The following is a 20,842-nucleotide window of genomic DNA, read 5'->3' as shown; positions in this document are numbered from 1 at the left end:
AGGAGATGAAGTTTTGAGCATAAAGGAAAATATACAAAAAATTAAAGAAACTTTAGAAGATGACATAACTCTTATAGCTGTATCTAAAACTAAACCTTTAGAAGCTCTAGAAGAAGCCTATAGCTATGGAATACGTGATTTTGGAGAAAATAAAGTTCAAGAACTTTTAGAAAAGTACGATAACTTTCATAAAGATGTAAAATGGCATCTTATAGGTCATCTACAGACAAATAAAGTTAAGTATATAGTAGATAAGGTTTTTCTTATTCATTCTCTAGATTCTATTAAGTTATTACAGCAAATAGAGAAAATCTATGGAAGTAATGATAAAATAGCAAATGTATTAATTCAAATAAATATAGGGAAAGAAGAAACTAAAGCAGGTATCTTTGAAGAAGAGCTAGATGCTTTAGTAAATGAAATAGAAAAATGTAAATATGTTAAAGCTTTAGGATTAATGGTTATTATACCTAAAGGAGATGAGCAAGAAAACAGAAAGTATTTTAAGTCTACTAAAAACATATGGGATAAATTAAAAGAACAGAAGTTCAAAAATATAACAATGAAGCACTTGTCCATGGGAATGAGTAGTGATTATATAACTGCCTTAGAAGAAGGAAGTAATATGATTAGAGTTGGGCAAGGCATTTTTGGGAAAAGATAAAATTTAGGAGGAATTGATATGGCAGCTAAAATGGTTGATAAAGTAAAAGAATTATTTGGTTTTGGAGAATATGAAGATGAATTTGAAGAATTCGAAGATAGTGAAGAATTTTCAGAAGTAGCAATGGATGAAGTTGAACCTGTATTATCAAGTAAAAAGAATAATAAAGTAGTAAATATTCATACTGCTTCTTCTGCAAAGGTTACTATAAAAAAACCAACAGTATATGATGATGCTACTGAGATTTGTGAGGCATTAAAATCAAGAAAGATTGTAGTTATTAATACATCTGCACTTGAAACAAGAATAGCACAAAGATTATTAGACTTTGTATCTGGAGCATGTTTTGCTTTAGCAGGGGAACTACAAGAGATAGAAAGAGGTGTATATATTTTATCACCATCAAATGTTGAAGTAACAAATGAATTAAAAAGCGAACTTTCTTCAAAAGGGATGTTTAACTGGAGTAAATAAAGCTCAGGAGGGCAAATAATATATGATATATACTACACTCTCAGTATTTATAAAAGTTATTCAATTTGCAGTATTTGCAGATGTAATACTTTCTTTAATGGAATCTACGGGTTCGCCTGTAAAATATCATTATATAGTTAAAAATTTTACAAAACCAATACTAGAGCCCTTTGAAAAATTGCAAAGTAAACTAAATTTAAATATTCCTGTTGATTTGTCACCTTTTTTAGCTTTAATAGCACTTAATATAATAGAAAAGCTATTAAGATTAATATTTTAATAATGGATAAAAAGGAACTAACTAGAATATTTGAAGGGGAAGAACTCATATTAGCTATAGGATTGTTAGAGAAATACAGTCTTTCTAAGGAATATAATATTCCTATGTTCTCACAAAGTTTTTTGACTCCTAATATATGGATGTATTTTACTGAAAGAATATCTAAAGATATTAGTGTAGAACTAAACGGGGGTTTTGAAGACTGCGAAAGAAAAATGATTACTTTTAATAATCTATATGAGGCTCCTTTCCCTATGAAAATATTAGAGATAACCAACAAATCAAGATTTAGAACCTTGGAACATAAGGATTATTTAGGTGGAATATTATCATTAGGAATAAAACGTGACAAATTAGGAGACTTAATTCTAGACAATGATAAATGTTTTGTAGCTATTTCTGAAGAATTGACTGATTTTTTGATTGATAACTTAGAGTTTATTGGGAAAAATCCCTGTGATGTAAAAATAGTTGAGAGTAACGAAGAGTTACCTAGTGTTAAGTTTACAGAAAGCAATATAAATATAGCTTCATTAAGAATAGATTCTGTTGTAGCATCTTTAGCGAATGTTTCAAGAAGTGAAGCAGTAAAACTAATTAATTCGGGAAAGATTTTAGTTAACTATTCTAATAATATAGATAAGAGTTATGAAGTAAAGTTAAATAGTACTATTACGATTAGAGGAAAAGGCAAATTTATTATTTCAGAAATTACCGGGAAAACGAAAAGTGATAAGTTGAAAATAAGAGTAAAAAAATATACATAATGTAGAGGTGATACAGATGAAAATTACTCCAATGGATATTAGCAATAAGGAGTTTAAAAAAGGATTAAGAGGATATAATCCAGAAGAAGTTGATGAGTTTTTAGATGAAATCGTAGATAATTATGAGGAACTTTACAAAGACAATGCCTTATTAAAAGAAAAAGTATCTGCACTTTCAGAAAAAATTGAACATTATGGAAAAATAGAAAATACTATTCAAAATACTTTACTATTAGCTCAAAATGCAGCTGAGCAAGCGAGAAGTTCAGCTAAAAAAGAAGCTGATATGTTAGTTAAAAATGCTAATGATACTGCTCAAAAGATATTAGATAAAGCTCATGCAGATGTAGTTCAAATAAACGATGAGTTTGATAGAATAAAACAAGAGTTCATTAAGTTTAGAGCGAAATTTAGAAACTTCATGAATACTCAATTAGAAACTTTTGATGATTTGGAAAAGGATTTTATTAAAAATTATAATATAACAAATCCATTAGAAGATATAGAAGAAAAAGAAGTAGCAGTAGATTTAAATCTTAATGATGAAGATGAAGAAGAAATAAGTAATGATTTAGATCAAATAAAAAGTTTCTTTGCTAATAAATAAGTGATAAAAAGGCAAAATCTAATAGATTTTGCTTCTTTTAATTTTAATAGTAATATTGAATGTTATAAAAACACCTGATTTTGAAAACAATAGTAATAGTAAGTTATAAACTATTGGAGAGGTGTTGATTAGATGGATAAAAATAAGTTCAATATATATAAAGAAAAATTATTAAAAGAAAAAGATAAAATTAAATTAATAATAGATAATCTAGAGAAAAATGACTTTGGAAGTATTAATATAGAAATGGCTTCAGAAATATCCCATTATGATAACCATCCAGCAGATGCAGCAGGAGATGTGTATGATATGGAAAGAGGTATGGCTCTAAAAAGAAAAGAAGAGGTTTTGTTAGAACAGGTTGAAAACTCTTTAAAATCTTTAGAGAAAGGAAGTTATGGAACCTGTAAATCCTGTGGTGAAGAGATTTCAGAAGAAAGATTAGAGTTTATACCTTATGCAGAATATTGTATAGATTGTCAGAAGTTAATAAGCTCTATAGGGAATCAAGAAAAAAGACCTGTAGAAGAACAGGTTATTGGAACACCATTTTATTATGAGCATTTAAGTAAAGATTACACAGGTTTTGATCAAAAGGATAGTTATCAAGCTGTGGAGAAATTTAATAGGATAGAAGACTTGGAATATTCCGGTGATGATGATATGATGTATGTTGAACCTATAGAAAAGATAAGTAATGAACAATATAAGGCAGGACTACCTGACTAAGAGTATTGTTTTAGTATGAGGAGTAGTATTTTAATGGAAGAGTTAATATTTAAGATAACTTCTGAAGAAGTTAATAAAAGAATAGACAAATATCTATCAGAAGTTATCGAAAATAAGTCTAGAAGTTTTATTCAAGGATTAATAGATAATGATAATATAAAAGTGAATGATAAGTTAATAAAAAGTAATTACAAATTAAAGCTTAATGATATTATAGAAGTAAACTTACCTGAACCTCTTGAGCTTGAGGTTAAAGCAGAAGATATAAAATTAGATATAGTTTACGAAGATCATGATGTTATTGTAGTAAATAAACCTCAAGGGATGGTAGTGCATCCTGCACCAGGTAATTATACAGGAACATTAGTAAATGCATTGCTTTATCATTGTAAAGATTTATCAGGTATTAATGGAGTCATTAGACCAGGGATAGTTCATAGGATAGATAAAGATACCTCAGGGATATTGGTAGTTGCAAAAAATGATAATAGCCATAATTTTTTAGCTGCTCAACTAAAAGATCATTCTATGAAAAGAGAATATTATGCTTTAGTTGAAGGAAGAGTAAAAAATGATATTGGAACTATAAATGAAAAGTTAGGAAGAGACCCAAAAGATAGAATAAAAATGGCTATAGTTAAAGAAGGTAGAGAGGCTATAACTCATTATGAAGTTTTAGAAAATTATGATTATACTACTCTTGTTAAATGTAATTTAGAAACTGGGAGAACCCACCAAATTAGAGTTCATATGGCCCACATAGGACATCCGTTAGTAGGGGATCCCGTTTATAGTTATAAAAAATCGAAGTTTAAATTAATGGGGCAGATGCTACATGCTAAAACTTTAGGATTTGTTCATCCAACCACAAAAGAATTCCTAGAGTTTTCTACTGAGTTGCCAAGCTATTTTAAAAATATAATAGAAAAGTTAAGAGGTTAGGGAGAGATGGATATGAAGCTAAAAGCTGAACTACTAGATGAAAATGCTATTAGAAGAAGTTTGGTTAGAATTTCTCACGAGATTATAGAGAAAAATAAAGGTGTAGAGGATATAGTTTTAGTAGGAATTAAAAGAAGGGGGTATCCTCTAGCACAAAGAATTTCGGAGCAAATAAAAAAGATAGAAGGAGTCACTGTTCCTGTTGGAATGGTAGATATAACTTTATATAGAGATGATTTAATTGAGAATAGTGAAATGCCTTCAGTTGCTAGTAATGACATAGGTATTAGAATTAAGGGTAAAACTGTAATAATAGTAGATGATGTTTTATTTACCTGTAGAACTGCTAGAGCAGCAATAGACGCTATTATGGATTATGAAAGACCAAGTTCAATACAATTAGCTGTATTAATAGATAGAGGACACAAGGAATTACCTATAAGAGCTGACTATGTAGGAAAAAACATACCTACCTCTAAATCAGAAATAGTTGCCGTTAGAATAAATGAAATAGACGATGAAGAGTCAGTTAAAATATTTGAAAAATAGGAAGGAATTAAATAATGTTTTATGATTTAATAGCTACTACTGCCTTTGGACTGGAATCTGTAACAGCTAAAGAGCTAAAAACTTTAGGATATGAAGACTTAAAACTAGAAAATGGGAAAGTTCATTTTCAAGGAGATGAATTAGATATTTCAATAGCTAACATCCATTTGAGAACTGCTGAAAGAGTTTTGATTAAAATGGGTGAATTTACTGCAACTACTTTTGAAGAGTTATTTCAAGGAACAAAAAATATTGAGTGGGGAGACTTTATACCTGAAGACGGTAAGATGCATGTTATAGGTAAGTCTGTAAAATCCACTTTATTTTCTGTTCCTGATTGTCAATCAATTGTTAAAAGAGCTGTTATTAAAGCTATGGAGCAAAAATACAACAGAGAAGTTTTTAGTGAAGATGGACCAGTTTATAAAATAGAAATATCTCTCCTTAAGGATGTAGCTACATTAACTATTGATACATCTGGAGTTGGATTACATAAGAGAGGTTATAGAGAAAGAGCTGGAGAAGCACCTTTAAAAGAAACTTTAGCGGCATCTATGGTTTTACTGTCTAGATGGAGTGGCATGGAAACCTTGATTGACCCTTTCTGTGGGTCAGGAACGATTTTAATAGAAGCGGCAATGATTGCAAGAGATATAGCACCAGGAATAAAGAGAGAGTTTGTAAGTGAAACTTGGCCTAATATACCAAAAGAACTTTGGACTCAAGTAAGGGATGGAGCTAAAAAATCTATAAAGAATAAAGATATTAAGTTATTAGGATATGATATAGACGGAAGACTTCTTGCTACTGCAAGAGAAAATGCAAAACTAGCTGGAGTTTTAGAAAATATAGATTTCCATAGACAAGACTTTAAAGAATTTTCTTTAAATAGGGACTATTCATTTATAATAACTAATCCTCCTTATGGGGAAAGAATTGGTGAGCTTGAAGAGATAAAGATTCTCTATAAAAAACTAGGAGAGCTAAAGAAAAAGATACCATCTCTAGAAATCGAAGTTTTAACATCTTACGAAGATTTCCAAAGAGAATTTGGAGAAAAAGCCAATAAAAATAGAAAACTTTACAATGGAAGAATAAAGTGTTATTTATATCAATATCATAGGAACTAATTAAGAAGTCATTACAAGTTATTTTGTAATGACTTTTCTATTTCCATAAAAGCAATCTAATGAGACTTAGGAGAAGTCACTACAGAGAAGTAGTGTACCTCTATTCTGTAGGATCGCTTCTCAGCTCCATTAAATTCCTTATCTTGGCTAACGGCATTAAAGTCCTTTAATATTTTTAAAAAGAAAAGTAAAATTTAAAAAAATACTTGTAAATAAATTACGGAAAAGCCAAAATCCCTATTGAAGAATTGCACCAATAATCGGTAGAAGCGCTCCTAAGCTTCAATCTAATCCTCTTTTATATTGGTAATGGAATCTAATGAGGCTTGAGAAGAAGCCTCTACAGGGGTAATAGTTAAAAGAATCTAAAGAGACTTGAGAAGAAGCTCCTACAGGGCAGCGGTGCACATCTACTCGGCGGTAGACACGCACTGCTGATCTGTAGAAGCGCTCCTCAGCTTCATCAAATCCTTTTAACTGCTGATCTGTAGAAGGCGTTCCTCAGCCTTCATTAGATTCCTTTTAGATGCTATCCTGTAGGAGCGTTCCTAAAAGGAATCTAAAGAGACTTAAAAAGAAGTCTCTACAGAGAAGTAATGCACTTCTATTCGGTAGGCATGATTCTCAGCGCCAGTCTAATCCTTTTAAACTTTAAGAAGAAAGTAAACTTTTTGATAAAAAAATTGACAATAAGTCACAGAAAAAATAGACTGCCCCAAGAAAGCAAGAAAGCAAGAAAGCAAGAAAGCAAGAAAGCAAGAAAGCAAGAAAGCAAGAAAGCAAGAAAGCAAGAAAGCAAGAAAGCAAGAAAGCAAGAAAGCAAGAAAGCAAGAAAGCAAGAAAGCAAGAAAGCAAGAAAAGAAGAATTCTTGAATTCTTCTTTTCTTGAATCTCTTAAAAAACCACGTTTACAGGGATGTAGTTAAAAATACTTAAATTTTATTAATCCTAGGCTCAGAAGGACTTATATAAATGGTTTTATTTTGAGAATATATAACCATTCCAGGCTTTGAGCCGTTAGGTTTTTTTATGTACCTAACAGGTGTATAGTCAACCGGGATATTAGAAGATAACTTTCCTTTACTATAAAATGCAGCTAAATTAGCGGCTTCTTTGATTGTTACTTCAGAAGGGTTACTACCTTTAATAATTACATGTGAGCCAGGAATATTTTTTGTGTGAAACCATATATCTTCTTTATTTGCAAATTTTAAGGTTAAATAGTCGTTTTGAATATTATTTTTTCCAACATAAATATGGAATCCGTCACTAGAGATAAAATGCAAGGGTTTAGAAACTTTATTTTTATCCTTTTTTGAACTTTTCTTAAAACGAATATAACCTGTTTCTATTAATTCATTTTTTATTTCTTCAATATCGTCATAGCTTTCTGAATTGTTCAAGTTAGATAAAACTGATGTTAAGTAATTAAACTCTTCTTCATTTTTCTCCAATTGTTCAAAAGCAGATTGTTCTGATTTTTTTAACTTGTTATATTTTTTATAATAGTATTGAATATTTTCTGATGGAGTTTTGTTTTCATCAAGTTCAATATCTATATATTCATCTTCAGATTCACTATAAAAATTTAATAAGCTGACTTTTTTATCACCTTTTTTTATATTATAAATATAGGAACTTAAAATATCTGCTTTAATTTTAAAATCTTGTTTAGTAGAGCAATCTTCTATAGTAGCATTAAGTATCCTAGACTTCTTATTACATCTATCTATATTAGTATTTATTATCTTTTGTATATCGCTAGCTTTACCTTTTAATCTATCTTGTTTATCTTTTTGTTTGTAGAAATTTTCAAGAAGTTCTGATGGATCTTCATAAATTTCCTTATCTAAATCCTTATAAATATTTAAATTTAAGCAATAAAAGTCTTTTAATTCACCATTTTCATTATATAGAGTATAGGAAGTGTGATTTAAAATATCACTAAAAAACTTTTGAGAGTAATTATAAACGTCCTCCATATTCTTATTTAAACTATTAGAATAAAGTTCTTCACTTAAAACTTTACCAACACCAGTAAAAGTCTTACTAAAAAAGCTAGAGTTAAACTTTATATCTTTTGTGGCTAGGAAACTATTAAATTCATCATAAGTAAATGATAGAGGATTAAGTTTATTGCTTTCAGGTGGATAAACGTAGCTTATTCCAGGAAAAAGCACTCTATAGGAATTGATTTCTGAGGTTATATGTTTAATAGATTCCATAACCTTATTATCTCTATCTCTTACTAAAGTTATATTACTATGTCTACCCATTATTTCTATTATAAGTTTATAAACTGAATCAAATCCCAGCTCATCTGTAGACTCAATAAGCATGGTTAAAATACGATCATTTTCATATTGAGCAATTTCTCTTATTTTACCATTTGTTAAATATTTTCTTAAAACCATACAAAACATTGGGGCTTTTAGTGGATTTACCTTAGATTCTTTAGTAAAATGAATACGAGGATAATTACTTGAGGAAGAAATTAATAGTTTTCTATTTTTTCCTCCAGTTCTTAAGGTAAAAATTATCTCATCTTTTTCAGGTTGATTTATTTTATCTATTTTTGCATTCAATAAAATTGGTCTTAAATAATTTATATAATTGTGTAGAAAAACACCATCTAATGCCATTGTAGTCTCCTTTCAAAAAACATATAAATTTAGTATACACGTTTAAAATAATTGTATCAAGGTGGAGGTAAAGAAATGAAGTTTTATAAGATGCATGGAAATGGAAATGATTTTATTGTAATTGATGATAGAAATGAGACTTTTTTAGGGAAAGAAAGTGAGCTAGCTAAAAAGGTATGTCATAGACACTTTGGTATTGGAGCAGATGGAATACTTTTAGTTAGGAATAACAAGGAAGCGGATTCAGAAATGATTATAATTAATTCTGATGGCTCATATGCAGCTATGTGTGGTAATGGCTTAAGATGCTTCATAAAGTACATATATGATTTAGAAATTGTTAAAAAGAGCAACATGAAAATAATGACTGGCGATGGACTTAAGGATGTGGATATAAAGCTTATTGGAGATCAAATCTCTGAAATAAAGGTGTTTATGGGTAAAGCTAGTTATGAACCAAATAAAATACCAGTAAAAATAAAAGAAAAATTAAAAGATTTTGAACTACATGCAAATAATAAAGAATATAATATTACATCTATGTTATTAGGGGTTCCACATACTGTTATATTTGAAGAAGAAGAAACAGATATAACGGAAGGTAGAGCAATTGAAAAACATGAAATTTTTCCTGAAGGAACAAATGTTAATTTTTGTGAGGTACTTGATAGGGATAATATAAAAGTGAGAACTTGGGAAAGAGGAGCAGGGGCAACTTTAGCTTGTGGTACTGGAAATTGTGCTGCGGCCGTTGCGGCTTTTGATAAAGGATATACAAATAAACAGGTTAAGGTACATGTTCCAGGTGGGGTTTTAGAAGTATTAATTGAAACGGAAGGAGTATATATGATTGGAAATGCGGAAGTTATTTGTAATGGAGAGGTATATATATAAACTAACAAAATGAAGAATGCTAGGTTGATATGTGTTTTTATAATAACCTCATGCCTTCTTTTTGTTTCATGTAAAAATACACAAGTTGAAAACAATAAACCTGAGAATGAAATAACCTTTAAAAACTATGAAGGAATTAATAAAGTAAGTGTAATTTATGATAGGAATGGAAAGATATCTTTAATTAGCGATATTTATAAAAATGAAGTTCTTTCAAAAAATGAAGACGGATATGTTTTATCCTATAGAAAAGAAACTAACTCATATTTAAAAGCTTCAGAGATTTCTGAAGAAAAAAAGTTGGTTTTAGGGATAAATAATAAAGAATATATATTAAAAGATTTCACCGATTTATCTAATGCTAAACAGTCTCCAAAAGGGAATAAGATTTTGTATAAGAAATATAATGAAGCTGAGGAAGTTGAGTTTTCTATATTTGATAGCTCTAATGAAAAAGATATTCCCTTGGAAATAAACACTTTAATATCAGGCGAAAATTACTTTTGGAAAGATAATAATACTATTATTTATTATGGAATTAATGATAAGGAAAATAAAAATGGGATATATTCTTATAATATATCCTCAGATGAAGAAACCTTATTGTATGAGCTTAAGCAAGGAATAATAGAATATATGCAATTGACTGATGAATATATTTACTTTATGCTCAATTCTTTAAATGGAAAAAAAGAAGTAAATAGATTTTCCTTAAAGGATAAAAGCTTAGTCAAAATTACAGATAAATTTAAGTATATTAGTTCCGTAGCTGAAGAAGCTGGAAGTATATATATATTAGGGGAAGAAGAAAGTAGTGGTGTCTCTATATATAGTATTATAGATGGTAAACTAAAAAGAGTAATATATGATTTTCCTAGGCAAATAGATCCTGATAGAGGGATGATTAAAGATAAAGATGGGAATATATTGTTTATAGGATATGAAAATATTAAAGAAGATGAAGATGTTTATGTTTATAGTACAGTAGATAAGGGTACAAAAATCATTTCTAAAAAAGTAGGGAAGTATTTCTTTATAGAAACAAACTAAATTTAAGTTTGTTTCTTTTTTTATGTTTATTTTGTGAAAAATAGTCAAGTATTATAGTTAAGAGGTGAATCTTATGAAAAATATTGAATCTATTTCGCTTAATTTAATAGACATAACCCTTCTCAATAAAGTACCCTTTGAAATATGTCAGAAGTATAAGATTTTACCCCTAGGGAGATTCAAGGGGAAGATTTACGTAGGTATGGAGGAAATAAAAAAAGAATATATAAGGTATTTAGAGCAAAATCTTTCTGAAGCCATTGTTCCGGTAAAAATTGATAAAGAAAATATAACCAAGCTCATATATGATGGCTTTGGTGTTAAAATTCATGACAGAAACAAATACATAGAAGAAAATATAATAAGTGATGCTATTGATAAAAATGCTTCAGATATACATTTTGAGCCATTTGAAAAAGAAGTTAATATTAGGTTTCGATTAAATGGGTCTCTTATACTTTGTTATAAGATTACTCGTGAAGAATATGAGGCAGTAGTTTCAAGAATTAAAGTTAAAGGTAATATGGACATAGCTGACAAGCTGAAGGCTCAAGATGGAAAGATGGTATATAATTATAACGAAAATTTTTTGGATTTAAGGATATCATCCTTGCCTACTTATTATGGGGAAAAGATAGTTATAAGAATAATGTACAACAATGAAGATGATAAAAATCTTGAATCCTTGAGCTTTGATAAAAGAGACTTAGAATATATAAATAAATTAATTTCTATGAATAGTGGCATGATTTTAATAAATGGGCCCACTGGGTCTGGAAAATCTACGACGCTTTATTCTATTTTGAAAAAGGAAAATAGTAAGGACCTAAATATTATGACAATAGAGGATCCTGTAGAGGTTCTTATTAATGGAATAAATCAAGTTAATGTTAGCAGAAATGAGAGTGGTGATATTACCTTTCATTCTGGCTTAAGGAGCATTTTAAGACAAGACCCAGACATTATTATGGTTGGCGAGATACGTGATGAAGAAACAGCTAAGATAGCTGTTAGAGCGGCTATTACAGGTCACAAAGTGTATTCAACAATTCATACTAAAAGTTCTTACGAAGTATTTAAAAGATTAAAAGAGATGAAAGTTGAAGAGTATTTAATAGTAGATTCTATAATTGGAGTAATATCCCAAAGACTAATAAAAAGATTGTGCGATAAATGCAAAAAAGAATTTTATGTAGAAGAAGATTTAATAAAAAAATATAAACTTAAAAATAGTAGATACTTTAAGAAAAATGGATGTAAATATTGCAATAATACAGGATATTCAGGCAGAGTTTTGGTTTATGATTTACTTTTGATGAATAGTGAAAACAGAGAAAAGATAAGAAAATATTTATCAGGAAGTTATGATTTTTCAAGTGATTCAGGACATTTGAATAAATGCCTAGAGTATTTGGAACAAGGAGTAATTGATTTTGACGGTTTTAGAGAATTTGTAGATGGTGATATTTATGAAGATTAATAGAAAAGAAATAAACTATGAGAATTTGAGTTATATTTTAATTAATATTTCAGAAATGATAGATAGTGGCATAAATATTTTAGCAGCCATGGACATACTTGAAGATGGAATAGATGGTAGTAGAAATAAATTAATAATAAATAGGATGAAAGAGAATATAAAAAGTGGACACAGCATATCAGAAGCCTTTAAGAGTGAGGATTCAATGCCAAAGTTATGCAATGAATTAGTAGCAATAGCAGAGGAAACAGGAAGTTTAAATAAAGTTTTAATACAATTATCAAGTTATTATAAGAAGCTTTATTCATTTAAGAAGCAAGTAATAAGTTCATTGGCATACCCTATTATATTATTTTTATTGCTTGTTATTATGGTTGTGTTTTTATTTATAATGTTAGTCCCTAGTTTCAGCGAAATGTATGCTTCAATGGAAATCGTTCCATCATGGCTTCTTGGAAAACTATTTAATCTTAGAGAATTTGCAGATAAAAATACTCTTATTTTCTATATATATACAGCTATCTATGGGATAGTGATGCCTTACGTAGTGGTAGTTTATTTTTTTAAGGAATTAGCAATTAGAAATATATTAAAATTAAAGATTGTTTTTCAATATAAAGAGTATATTATGCTTATGATGCTCAACATGATTTTTGAGAGTGGAATAAATCTACAAAGGGCTTTTAGCAAGTTTTCAAAAGAAATTAAAAATCCATTAATTAAAAGTCATATAAAAGAAATAAATGATGGGTTACTTAAAGGAAAGTCTCTAAAGTTTACACTAAAACAAGAAAAAATATTTTCAGAATATACTTTAGCGGTAATTAGTATTGGTGAAGAGATAGGAAAACTTAGTGAGAATATAAATAGAGCAATGATAAAATCAGAGGAAAATTTAGTGCAAAAAACTAAAAAGATATCAGGTGCAATACAACCAACATTTATATTAATAATTAGTTTTCTCATTGTAGGGATAGTATTAACATTTCTTATGCCTTTATATCAAGGAATAAAAATATGAGGAAGAAAGGTTTTACATTAATTGAAGTAATATGTGCTTTAGCTATTTTGAGTGTTTTTGCAGCAACTACTATGACTATAATTAAACCTATGATAAAAATCTCTAAAGAGCAAGAAGCACAGACTGTAGTATATTTAACTGAGGATATACTTTGTTATGGAAAGCTTTATAGTAAATATAATGAAACTTACCTAAATGGAGTTATAGATAAGAAAAAAATCTATATTTATGCTAGTGGCTTTAGTAGAACTTACGACTTACCTAAAGGTTATGAATATTACACAAGTAATTCAAAGAAAACTTTTAAAATAAATAGTAAAGGTGAAATAGATATTTCCACTACGATATATCTAAAGTTTGAAGGAGAAAATGTAGCAGGGATATCTATAACAGTAGGAAGTGAAACATTAAATGTTAAGTAAAAAGAAAGGCAATGTATTAATTGAAATACCTATAGTAATTGCAGTAATAGCAATAGTTATAGTAATATCTTTTGAAGCTATGATTAAAGCTAATAAGATGTATAAGCTTAGAAATGATGTAAGAAAAAATACAGTAATTTTCAAGAGTGTAGTAGGAGAACTTAGATATAACTCTAAATACAATGAAATGAAAGACAAAATAGGGGAAGGTAGTACTTTTTATATAAATGAAGAAAACTTGATTTTAGATAAAATGAAGGAAAGTAATATTAAAGACCTTCTGGATAATAATTTGATAAATGATAAAAAGTTTGTACAAGTGGATGCGCATAAAAATTCAGATGTAATTTCTTTAGAAATTTCATTAAAAGGGGAAAACTCTCATGACGTAGATCTAAAAGAGTTAGTTTATATATCGGAGAACTTGGAGCTATGAAGAAAAAAGGTTTTACATTAATTGAGGTTATTGTGTATATTTCCATAGGAACTGTATTAATTACATTGATGATAGGAGTAATCTTTAACCTGGTAAAATTTCGAAAAGATTATATTAAAAGATCAATAGAAGAAGATATGGTCACTAATGGAATAATATCTATTTCAAGCAGATTAAACAAAGGACAGCTTAAAAATATAGATGTTGAAAATAATAAAACAATAGCAATAAATGAAAATGGAAATAAAACATCTAAAATCACCCTATATAATGGATCAGATTTAGCGGGATGTTATTATGAAGGCAATAGGCTACTAACTGTAAATAAGATAATAACAGGGATAAGCGATTTTGAAGTTGTTAAAAAACAAAAGTTAGTCTATATAAAAATTAGTATTGAGGAAAATGTATATGAAGAAGTTTTTAAAATCTAAAAAGGGCAATGTTTTATTAATTGTTCCCGTGTATTTAGTGGCAATATCGATAATTATAACCTTAATATATAAAATAATGACAATTAATTCTGCTAAAAGCTACATCTATCCATATAAATATAATGCTACAGAGGTTTTTGAAGAGAGTGAATTAACTTTAGTTAATAATTATATAAAAAAGATAGATAAAACCAATATAAGAAATACTGAAGAATTAAAAAGCTATCTTATAAACAATAGGTTAGTAGAAACATTAGGTACAAGTAGAATTTATTATGATAATAGCCAAGATTGTATATACATAGAGAGAAAAATAAAAGAAGGAACAATAAAAAATAGGCTAAATTATCGATTTGAAGATGAAAAGATAATAATAAGTTTAAGTAAATATTATGAAGGAGTGTAAGGACTATGATAGGTTCAAAAGAAATCATTATAGATGACAATTACATTACTTTTTCTAATCAAAAAAGGAAGTTTAAGTTGACTGAGTTTGACAAATACAAAAAGGAATTAAAGGGTAAACTCAAGGTTGTTTTAATTAATACAAGAATGGAAGTAATTAAAGTAATGTTAAATAAAAATGAAACTATTGAAAAGGTAATAGATGAAAATTTTTATAACCCAAAAGACAAATTGTTTCATTATATTAAAAACAAAAAATCCAATGACTTAATATTATACTCCATAGATAAACCTATGATTTTAGATAAGTTAATGGATAGTGGACGAATAATTGCTATAAAACCATATGAGTTTATGCTTTTAAAGAAATATTCACCAAAGAAAAATATATTATTTAAGCCCTATGCATCTAAAGAAAAGAATAATAAAAAAATAATTATACACTCGGATTTTGGGAGATTGTTTTTATTAGCTATAGATGAAGATGAGTTGGTTTATAGTAAAAATATTAATCTTAATGAGTTTAGAGAGCTTAATAATTATATAAAGTTGTCAAAGACAAAAATGTTAAAAGAAAAAGAAGATAAAATAGAATTTAAATTCGGTAATCTTGAAAAAGGTTATTTAGATAAAGTTTTAGCTATGGAAGAGGTGGAAGTTAGAAGTGAGGAAGTTTAAAAATTTTATACCCTTAGATTATGAGGATAAGGAGAAAGTAAAAAGTGAATTTAGGGTTAAGAAAATTATAAAATTATTACTACTTATAAATTTATTACTCATTCCTGTAGCGGTTTCTAATATTAAAACTCAAGTTTTTAATAAAGAAGAAAAAAACTTAACTGTTAATGTAAAAGGTGAATTAATACCAATAGATAAAATAAGAATAGTGATGGATAAAGCTAGTGAATTAAATAGCGAAATTAAGATTAATAATTACAATTTTATTATAAAAACTTCAAAACTAGATAATAATGATAAGATGTTTCAGGAATTATATAAAAATAAGAAGATAAAAATTGAATCTGTAAATCACGGGGAAGATTTTGATGAAATAAAGGGTGTGTTAAATGAATAAAAATGTTTTGGTTAAACTTACTCTTTTAATAATCTTTTCTATAGGAAATATAATGGCTATTAATTATAAAGCCCCCGCTAAAGATATACCTAATAAAGTCAATATTCCTATAAGTTATGAGAATGTCAAAGAGTCTTTAGATAAAATAGATAATCTAATTATAGAAAAAGAAGAGTTTAAAGAAGATATTATTAAAGTATCCACCACATTAACAGGAGAAAAGAAAGAGCTTGAAGAATTAATAAAAGAGATAAACTCAAACAAATTTATTAATGGAGTGGAGAATATATCAATTGAAAAATATCAAGAGAATTGGAAGTGGAATGGAGTAATAGTATTTAATTCTTATGTAGAATACAGAAATCTTCATAAAAATGAATAAATTGCTTAAAAGAATTGCATTCAAACAAGAGTTTTGATAAAATATCATTGTTGTTTAAATATAATAAATAACCCTTATCTAGGTAATTTAATTAGTATGATTTATTTATAAGGGGTTATAATATATAATGAATTAATACATTTTGGAGGGAAACTTAATGATATCAGCTAGTGATTTAAGAAAAGGCGCTACTTTTGAATTTGATGGACAAGTGTTTACTGTTTTAGACTTTTTACATGTTAAACCAGGTAAAGGAGCTGCATTTGTTAGAACAAAATTGAGAAATGTAATTGCAGGCGGAGTTGTAGACAGAACATTTAACCCAACTGAAAAATTCCAAGAAGCTGTTATAGAAAGAAAAGAAATGCAATATTTGTACTCTGATGGAGAATTATATTACTTCATGGATCAAGAAACTTTTGAGCAAATTCCACTTAACTTTGAAAAAGTTGAAGAAGCAATAAAGTACTTAAAAGAAAATATGTTTGCAATTATTAAATTCTATAAGGGAGAGGCTTTCTCTGTTGAAGCACCTAACTTTGTTGAATTATTAGTAACTCAAACTGAGCCAGGAGTAAAAGGTAATACAAGTACAAATGCATTAAAACCAGCAACTGTAGAAACTGGAGCTGTAGTAAATGTACCTATGTTTGTTAATGAAGGTGATGTTATAAGAGTTGACACTAGAACTGGGGACTACATGGAAAGAGTATAATATTAGCGCTAAGTCATAAGACTTAGCCCTTTTATTATAAGTGAGGAAGTGTAATTATGAATTTTAGAGATGAACTTGAAAATTTAGAATTACTACTTAAGGCTATTCCTGAAACTGATAAAAAAATCTTAGATTCATTTTCTAATATATTAAAAGGGTTTAATAATAGATTAGAAGAAATTGAAGTAAATATAGAAACTTTACAAGAGAACGTAGAGTTTTTAAATAGTGATTTATCTGAAATTCAAGATGATTTATTTGAAGAAGTAAGTTTAGAGGATCTAGAAGATTTTGATGAAGGTTTTGAGGAAGTAACTTGTAGTAATTGTAATAAGCCAATATTTATAGAAAAAAGTGCTTTAGTGAATAACGAAATAATTCCTTGTCCATTTTGTGGAGAAAGCATAGAATAAAAAAAGAATGTCACATGACTATATTTAAATAGGAGTGGCATTCTTTTTTTTATGTAATTTTATTTTACATATTTTATTTATGTAGTTATATTTTTGAGAAAACATAAATAGAATTTATTGTAAGTGGAGGTGATGTTATGGATAGATATAATTCAATAATAGAGATATTACCAGAGACTATATTAAATAAAATAAGGCAAATTGATATGAATATTTTGCAGGAGCTTAGAATTAAGGTTGGATTACCTCTAATACTTGAAACCAATGTAGGAGAAAAAGTTATTGATTATATCTGTAGATACGAAGATTTAAAAACAATCACACAGAGAGTATCTAAATATTCTATGTATGCTTTTGAAGAAGACATAAGGCAAGGTTTTATAACTATAAAGGGTGGACATAGAATTGGATTAACAGGTGAATGGGTTATAGAAAAAGAAAAAGTAAAAACCATAAGAAATATTTCATCTTTAAATATCAGAGTTACTAAAGAAATATTGGGAGCAGCAGATTCAGTTATTCCATATATAACAAGTAAAAATACTGTTATTAATACTATAATAATTTCTCCACCTAAGTGTGGGAAGACCACCCTTTTAAGAGACATAACTAGAACCTTATCAAACGGAATAAGTTCTAGAGGATTTAAAGGAAAAAAAATATCTGTTATAGATGAACGAAGTGAAATTGGGGCTTGTTTTAAAGGCATACCTCAAATGGATTTAGGAATTAGAACAGATGTATTTGACAATTGTATAAAAAGTGAAGGAATGTTTATGGCAATAAGGAGTATGTCCCCAGAAGTTATAATCTGTGATGAAATAGGTACAAGTAAGGATGTGGATGCACTTATAAAGGCATTTAGTTCAGGAGTTAATATTATAACATCCATACATGGATATGGAATAAAGGATTTATATAACAGAGAGATATTCAAAGATCTCTTGATAAATAGAGTTATAAAAAGAGTTGTAGTACTTAGTAATAATAAGGGACCTGGAACCATTGAACAGATAAAAGAATTGGGGGAGGGAAGAGTGTGATTAAAGGAATTCTTTTTCTAGGAATATTTATATGCTCAACATATTTAGGATTCAGTCTAGGTGAAAGCTTCATAAAGAGATATACACATTTAAGAACTTTTGAAAAATCATTAGTGTTAATGCAAAATCAAATATTATACGCCTATACTCCTCTGCCAGAAGTATTTGAATTTCTAACAGAAAAAGTTGAGGGGATATGGAAAGAATTTTTTAAGAATATATATGAACTGTTAACTAATAATTTTACTGATGATGTATATGGAGCATTTAAAGACAGCATAAACAAGTACAAGGATAAGCTCTATTTAAAAAATGAAGATCTAGACTTAATAATTGATTTTTCAAAGTCATTAGGTGAGTCTGGGACATATGGGCAGGAACAGATATTCAGCTTAACTTTAAGCAATTTAAAAAATCATATAGAGGAAGCTAGAGAATTAAAAGAGAAAAATTGTAAAATGTACAGATATCTAGGGGCGTGTTTAGGTGCTGTAGTTATAATATTTTTAATTTAGGAGGGTATTATGTTAGACATTAACATGCTATTTAAAATAGCGGCAGCAGGTATTTTAATAATAATAATAGAAAAGGTACTAAAATCATCAGGTAAAGAAGATATTTCAACATTAACTAATATAGCGGGAGTTGTAATCATATTGCTGATGATAATTAATCTAATATCTAAGTTATTTGATTCCATTAAAACCATGTTTATGTTTTAGGGAGGAATTATGGACATAATTAAAATTATAGCTTTTTCTTTAGTTTCTTTGTTTCTTTTTATGTATTTTAAAGAAGAAAAGCCTAGTATAGCAACCCAAATATCCCTTGTAAGTGGAGTATTGCTTCTTTTATTTTTATTAAGCCCAATAGGGGAAGTAATTACATTTTTAAAGGATATGTCATCAAAAGCGGATATAGATAGTTTTTATATTACGTTAGTACTAAAAATAGTTGGGATAACATATATAGCTACATTTGCTACAGAAATATGTAAAGAGGCAGGAGCTCAAGGAATAGCAAGTAGAATAGAATTGGCAGCTAAAATACTAATATTGGTCATAGCTATGCCTATATTAATGGGGGTACTAGATGCAATATTAAAAATAATGTAGAGGTATTATATGAAAAAAATGATAAGATTTTTACTAATCTTTTTTATATTAAGTATATCATTAACACAGTTCACTTTTGCAAGCGAAGTGACAAATAACTCTGATTCTTTGGAGCACAGTAATAATGTTCAACAATTATATGACTATATAACAAAAATGAAAGATGATAACGAGTTAGTAAATGAATTAAATATAAGTGATTATATTAAAAACTATGTATCAAAAGGAGATGGAGGAGTATCAACTTCAGATCTAGCTAAGATAACTTTTTCAGTAATTTTAAAAGAAAGTAAGACGGTATTAAAGCTATTAATTTCAGTAGTTGTTATGGCTATAATCTGTTCACTTTTAAAAAATCTGCAGGATGCATTTGGAGGTTCACATAGTGATATAGCTTTTTATGCTTGTTATGCAATTTTAATAATACTATTGTCTAAAAGTTTTTTAGTATCAATAGACTTAGCTAAAAATACAATTAATGGTTTAACAGATTTTATGATGGCATTACTGCCAGTTCTGGTGTTTTTGATAGGGTCTGTAGGAGGAATAACTCAAGCAGCAACTATGGATCCAATACTTATGGGAGCTGTGACAATAGTTCCTAGGATATACGTAGATTTTATAATTCCTATGATTCTAATGAGTTTTGTACTTAATTTTGTTAATAATATTTCAAATGAGCATAAGATAAATAATATATGCAAATTGTTTAAACAAGTTACTTTATGGGTTCAGGGAATATTAGTAACAACTTTAATAGGGTTACTTACAATAAGAGGAATAACATCAAATGCTATAGATGCAGTGACATTAAAGACAGCTAAATTTGCGGTAGATAACTTTATCCCCATTGTTGGTAAGGCATTTTCAGATGCTATTGCATCAGTAGCAGGTTACGCAGTTTTATTAAAAAATTCTATATCATCTTTAGGGCTACTTATAGTATTTCTTACCATATTAATACCAATTTTAAAATTAGTTTTAATTTCGTTTATGTACAAGTTATCATCTGCACTAGTAGAACCAGTTTGTGATAGCAGAATAACCAATTGTATAGCAGCTGCTGGAGATTATGTAGTTATGATTATTTCATGCATATTATCTATTTCACTTATGTTTTTTATTATGGTATCGGTGATGGCATCTACAGGTAAGTTTATTTTAGGAGGATAG

Annotated in this window: 29 protein-coding genes; 28 read left to right on the top strand and 1 reads right to left on the bottom strand. The window is 28.3% G+C overall.

The window, feature by feature from the left end; genetic code table 11:
- Positions 1 to 13: 13 nt before the first annotated feature.
- The 10 genes from BUA92_RS11805 (at position 14) to BUA92_RS23305 (ending at position 7,068) form a co-directional block, all read left to right on the top strand.
- Positions 14 to 664, top strand: coding sequence for a YggS family pyridoxal phosphate-dependent enzyme (locus BUA92_RS11805; RefSeq protein ID WP_073019786.1), 651 nt, complete (start codon positions 14 to 16; stop codon positions 662 to 664).
- A gap of 18 nt (positions 665 to 682) precedes the next feature.
- The gene (locus BUA92_RS11800; RefSeq protein WP_021801426.1) at positions 683 to 1,138 is read left to right on the top strand and encodes a cell division protein SepF; all 456 of its coding nucleotides are present in this window, start codon (positions 683 to 685) and stop codon (positions 1,136 to 1,138) included.
- Positions 1,139 to 1,160: 22 nt separating this feature from the next.
- On the top strand, positions 1,161 to 1,418 hold the full coding sequence (locus BUA92_RS11795) for a YggT family protein (RefSeq protein ID WP_073019784.1): 258 nt from the start codon (positions 1,161 to 1,163) through the stop codon (positions 1,416 to 1,418).
- Between the two features lie 2 nt (positions 1,419 to 1,420).
- On the top strand, positions 1,421 to 2,185 hold the full coding sequence (locus BUA92_RS11790; RefSeq protein WP_073019781.1) for a YlmH family RNA-binding protein: 765 nt from the start codon (positions 1,421 to 1,423) through the stop codon (positions 2,183 to 2,185).
- A gap of 16 nt (positions 2,186 to 2,201) precedes the next feature.
- Complete coding sequence (locus BUA92_RS11785) at positions 2,202 to 2,792, top strand: DivIVA domain-containing protein (RefSeq protein WP_073019779.1); 591 nt, start codon at positions 2,202 to 2,204, stop codon at positions 2,790 to 2,792.
- Positions 2,793 to 2,924: 132 nt separating this feature from the next.
- On the top strand, positions 2,925 to 3,521 hold the full coding sequence (locus BUA92_RS11780) for a TraR/DksA C4-type zinc finger protein (protein ID WP_073019776.1): 597 nt from the start codon (positions 2,925 to 2,927) through the stop codon (positions 3,519 to 3,521).
- 33 nt (positions 3,522 to 3,554) lie between these two features.
- Positions 3,555 to 4,463, top strand: a complete 909-nt coding sequence (locus BUA92_RS11775) for an RluA family pseudouridine synthase (RefSeq protein WP_073019774.1) — start codon at positions 3,555 to 3,557, stop codon at positions 4,461 to 4,463.
- 12 nt (positions 4,464 to 4,475) lie between these two features.
- A complete protein-coding gene (gene pyrR / locus BUA92_RS11770; protein ID WP_073020060.1) occupies positions 4,476 to 5,012 on the top strand; it encodes a bifunctional pyr operon transcriptional regulator/uracil phosphoribosyltransferase PyrR in 537 nt (178 codons plus the stop codon).
- A 14-nt stretch (positions 5,013 to 5,026) separates the two neighbouring features.
- The gene (locus BUA92_RS11765) at positions 5,027 to 6,142 is read left to right on the top strand and encodes a THUMP domain-containing class I SAM-dependent RNA methyltransferase (protein ID WP_073019772.1); all 1,116 of its coding nucleotides are present in this window, start codon (positions 5,027 to 5,029) and stop codon (positions 6,140 to 6,142) included.
- A 671-nt stretch (positions 6,143 to 6,813) separates the two neighbouring features.
- Complete coding sequence (locus BUA92_RS23305) at positions 6,814 to 7,068, top strand: hypothetical protein (RefSeq protein ID WP_175550900.1); 255 nt, start codon at positions 6,814 to 6,816, stop codon at positions 7,066 to 7,068.
- 6 nt (positions 7,069 to 7,074) lie between these two features.
- Here the strand turns inward: BUA92_RS23305 and BUA92_RS11755 are convergent, their stop codons facing one another.
- Positions 7,075 to 8,784 (bottom strand): Rqc2 family fibronectin-binding protein, encoded by a 1,710-nt coding sequence (locus tag BUA92_RS11755; protein WP_073019767.1) that lies wholly within the window; start codon positions 8,782 to 8,784, stop codon positions 7,075 to 7,077.
- 75 nt (positions 8,785 to 8,859) lie between these two features.
- On the opposite strand from BUA92_RS11755, the gene dapF reads away from it, so the two are divergent.
- From dapF to spoIIIAE, 18 genes are all read left to right on the top strand, one after another.
- Entirely contained in the window at positions 8,860 to 9,678 is an 819-nt protein-coding gene (gene dapF, locus BUA92_RS11750; RefSeq protein WP_073019764.1) for a diaminopimelate epimerase, read from the top strand.
- Between the two features lie 9 nt (positions 9,679 to 9,687).
- Positions 9,688 to 10,728: a hypothetical protein gene (locus BUA92_RS11745; RefSeq protein ID WP_073019762.1), complete on the top strand. Its 1,041-nt coding sequence runs from the start codon at positions 9,688 to 9,690 to the stop codon at positions 10,726 to 10,728.
- A gap of 73 nt (positions 10,729 to 10,801) precedes the next feature.
- Complete coding sequence (locus tag BUA92_RS11740) at positions 10,802 to 12,208, top strand: GspE/PulE family protein (RefSeq protein ID WP_083553501.1); 1,407 nt, start codon at positions 10,802 to 10,804, stop codon at positions 12,206 to 12,208.
- The gene (locus BUA92_RS11735) at positions 12,198 to 13,229 is read left to right on the top strand and encodes a type II secretion system F family protein (RefSeq protein ID WP_175550899.1); all 1,032 of its coding nucleotides are present in this window, start codon (positions 12,198 to 12,200) and stop codon (positions 13,227 to 13,229) included. The genes BUA92_RS11740 and BUA92_RS11735 overlap by 11 nt, the downstream gene beginning before the upstream one ends.
- A complete protein-coding gene (locus BUA92_RS11730) occupies positions 13,226 to 13,651 on the top strand; it encodes a type II secretion system protein (protein ID WP_073019757.1) in 426 nt (141 codons plus the stop codon). The genes BUA92_RS11735 and BUA92_RS11730 overlap by 4 nt, the downstream gene beginning before the upstream one ends.
- Positions 13,641 to 14,087 carry a hypothetical protein gene (locus BUA92_RS11725; protein ID WP_073019754.1) on the top strand — a complete coding sequence of 149 codons (447 nt, stop codon included), beginning with the start codon at positions 13,641 to 13,643 and terminating at the stop codon, positions 14,085 to 14,087. Before BUA92_RS11730 ends, BUA92_RS11725 begins: the two co-directional genes overlap by 11 nt.
- On the top strand, positions 14,084 to 14,521 hold the full coding sequence (locus BUA92_RS11720; RefSeq protein ID WP_073019752.1) for a type II secretion system protein: 438 nt from the start codon (positions 14,084 to 14,086) through the stop codon (positions 14,519 to 14,521). Before BUA92_RS11725 ends, BUA92_RS11720 begins: the two co-directional genes overlap by 4 nt.
- The gene (locus tag BUA92_RS11715; RefSeq protein ID WP_073019750.1) at positions 14,499 to 14,927 is read left to right on the top strand and encodes a hypothetical protein; all 429 of its coding nucleotides are present in this window, start codon (positions 14,499 to 14,501) and stop codon (positions 14,925 to 14,927) included. The genes BUA92_RS11720 and BUA92_RS11715 overlap by 23 nt, the downstream gene beginning before the upstream one ends.
- Before the next feature lie 5 nt (positions 14,928 to 14,932).
- Positions 14,933 to 15,604 carry a hypothetical protein gene (locus tag BUA92_RS11710; RefSeq protein WP_073019748.1) on the top strand — a complete coding sequence of 224 codons (672 nt, stop codon included), beginning with the start codon at positions 14,933 to 14,935 and terminating at the stop codon, positions 15,602 to 15,604.
- Positions 15,591 to 16,001 (top strand): hypothetical protein, encoded by a 411-nt coding sequence (locus tag BUA92_RS11705; RefSeq protein WP_073019746.1) that lies wholly within the window; start codon positions 15,591 to 15,593, stop codon positions 15,999 to 16,001. The genes BUA92_RS11710 and BUA92_RS11705 overlap by 14 nt, the downstream gene beginning before the upstream one ends.
- Positions 15,994 to 16,383, top strand: a complete 390-nt coding sequence (locus BUA92_RS11700; protein WP_073019743.1) for a hypothetical protein — start codon at positions 15,994 to 15,996, stop codon at positions 16,381 to 16,383. Before BUA92_RS11705 ends, BUA92_RS11700 begins: the two co-directional genes overlap by 8 nt.
- A 157-nt stretch (positions 16,384 to 16,540) precedes the next feature.
- Entirely contained in the window at positions 16,541 to 17,098 is a 558-nt protein-coding gene (gene efp / locus BUA92_RS11695) for an elongation factor P (RefSeq protein WP_021801442.1), read from the top strand.
- 56 nt (positions 17,099 to 17,154) lie between these two features.
- A complete protein-coding gene (locus tag BUA92_RS11690) occupies positions 17,155 to 17,511 on the top strand; it encodes a CD1247 N-terminal domain-containing protein (protein WP_073019740.1) in 357 nt (118 codons plus the stop codon).
- A 137-nt stretch (positions 17,512 to 17,648) separates the two neighbouring features.
- Positions 17,649 to 18,554 carry a stage III sporulation protein AA gene (spoIIIAA, locus tag BUA92_RS11685; RefSeq protein WP_073019738.1) on the top strand — a complete coding sequence of 302 codons (906 nt, stop codon included), beginning with the start codon at positions 17,649 to 17,651 and terminating at the stop codon, positions 18,552 to 18,554.
- Positions 18,551 to 19,069 carry a stage III sporulation protein SpoIIIAB gene (gene spoIIIAB, locus BUA92_RS11680; protein WP_073019736.1) on the top strand — a complete coding sequence of 173 codons (519 nt, stop codon included), beginning with the start codon at positions 18,551 to 18,553 and terminating at the stop codon, positions 19,067 to 19,069. Before spoIIIAA ends, spoIIIAB begins: the two co-directional genes overlap by 4 nt.
- Before the next feature lie 9 nt (positions 19,070 to 19,078).
- On the top strand, positions 19,079 to 19,276 hold the full coding sequence (gene spoIIIAC, locus BUA92_RS11675) for a stage III sporulation protein AC (RefSeq protein ID WP_021801445.1): 198 nt from the start codon (positions 19,079 to 19,081) through the stop codon (positions 19,274 to 19,276).
- Positions 19,277 to 19,285: 9 nt separating this feature from the next.
- Complete coding sequence (gene spoIIIAD / locus BUA92_RS11670) at positions 19,286 to 19,669, top strand: stage III sporulation protein AD (protein WP_073019734.1); 384 nt, start codon at positions 19,286 to 19,288, stop codon at positions 19,667 to 19,669.
- A gap of 9 nt (positions 19,670 to 19,678) precedes the next feature.
- Positions 19,679 to 20,842: a stage III sporulation protein AE gene (gene spoIIIAE / locus BUA92_RS11665; RefSeq protein WP_073019732.1), complete on the top strand. Its 1,164-nt coding sequence runs from the start codon at positions 19,679 to 19,681 to the stop codon at positions 20,840 to 20,842.

Source organism: Clostridium intestinale DSM 6191, from assembly GCF_900130055.1.
Taxonomy (GTDB): Bacteria; Bacillota; Clostridia; order Clostridiales; family Clostridiaceae; genus Clostridium_T; species Clostridium_T intestinale.
Note: the sequence above shows the minus strand (reverse complement) of the source record. Positions and strands in the feature narration are given on the sequence as shown.

Coding starts and splice junctions, on each gene's coding strand:
- BUA92_RS11780 (WP_073019776.1), top strand. CDS start 2,925: ATGGATAAAAATAAGTTCAATATATATAAAGAAAAATTATTAAAAGAA.
- BUA92_RS11700 (WP_073019743.1), top strand. CDS start 15,994: ATGAATAAAAATGTTTTGGTTAAACTTACTCTTTTAATAATCTTTTCT.
- BUA92_RS11785 (WP_073019779.1), top strand. CDS start 2,202: ATGAAAATTACTCCAATGGATATTAGCAATAAGGAGTTTAAAAAAGGA.
- BUA92_RS11795 (WP_073019784.1), top strand. CDS start 1,161: ATGATATATACTACACTCTCAGTATTTATAAAAGTTATTCAATTTGCA.
- BUA92_RS11790 (WP_073019781.1), top strand. CDS start 1,421: ATGGATAAAAAGGAACTAACTAGAATATTTGAAGGGGAAGAACTCATA.
- spoIIIAE (WP_073019732.1), top strand. CDS start 19,679: ATGAAAAAAATGATAAGATTTTTACTAATCTTTTTTATATTAAGTATA.
- BUA92_RS11775 (WP_073019774.1), top strand. CDS start 3,555: ATGGAAGAGTTAATATTTAAGATAACTTCTGAAGAAGTTAATAAAAGA.
- BUA92_RS11690 (WP_073019740.1), top strand. CDS start 17,155: ATGAATTTTAGAGATGAACTTGAAAATTTAGAATTACTACTTAAGGCT.
- BUA92_RS11730 (WP_073019757.1), top strand. CDS start 13,226: ATGAGGAAGAAAGGTTTTACATTAATTGAAGTAATATGTGCTTTAGCT.
- BUA92_RS11755 (WP_073019767.1), bottom strand. CDS start 8,784: ATGGCATTAGATGGTGTTTTTCTACACAATTATATAAATTATTTAAGA.
- BUA92_RS11745 (WP_073019762.1), top strand. CDS start 9,688: ATGAAGAATGCTAGGTTGATATGTGTTTTTATAATAACCTCATGCCTT.
- BUA92_RS11800 (WP_021801426.1), top strand. CDS start 683: ATGGCAGCTAAAATGGTTGATAAAGTAAAAGAATTATTTGGTTTTGGA.
- BUA92_RS11725 (WP_073019754.1), top strand. CDS start 13,641: ATGTTAAGTAAAAAGAAAGGCAATGTATTAATTGAAATACCTATAGTA.
- efp (WP_021801442.1), top strand. CDS start 16,541: ATGATATCAGCTAGTGATTTAAGAAAAGGCGCTACTTTTGAATTTGAT.
- BUA92_RS11740 (WP_083553501.1), top strand. CDS start 10,802: ATGAAAAATATTGAATCTATTTCGCTTAATTTAATAGACATAACCCTT.
- BUA92_RS11710 (WP_073019748.1), top strand. CDS start 14,933: ATGATAGGTTCAAAAGAAATCATTATAGATGACAATTACATTACTTTT.
- spoIIIAC (WP_021801445.1), top strand. CDS start 19,079: ATGTTAGACATTAACATGCTATTTAAAATAGCGGCAGCAGGTATTTTA.
- BUA92_RS11720 (WP_073019752.1), top strand. CDS start 14,084: ATGAAGAAAAAAGGTTTTACATTAATTGAGGTTATTGTGTATATTTCC.
- BUA92_RS11715 (WP_073019750.1), top strand. CDS start 14,499: ATGAAGAAGTTTTTAAAATCTAAAAAGGGCAATGTTTTATTAATTGTT.
- spoIIIAD (WP_073019734.1), top strand. CDS start 19,286: ATGGACATAATTAAAATTATAGCTTTTTCTTTAGTTTCTTTGTTTCTT.
- pyrR (WP_073020060.1), top strand. CDS start 4,476: ATGAAGCTAAAAGCTGAACTACTAGATGAAAATGCTATTAGAAGAAGT.
- BUA92_RS11735 (WP_175550899.1), top strand. CDS start 12,198: ATGAAGATTAATAGAAAAGAAATAAACTATGAGAATTTGAGTTATATT.
- spoIIIAA (WP_073019738.1), top strand. CDS start 17,649: ATGGATAGATATAATTCAATAATAGAGATATTACCAGAGACTATATTA.
- dapF (WP_073019764.1), top strand. CDS start 8,860: ATGAAGTTTTATAAGATGCATGGAAATGGAAATGATTTTATTGTAATT.
- BUA92_RS11765 (WP_073019772.1), top strand. CDS start 5,027: ATGTTTTATGATTTAATAGCTACTACTGCCTTTGGACTGGAATCTGTA.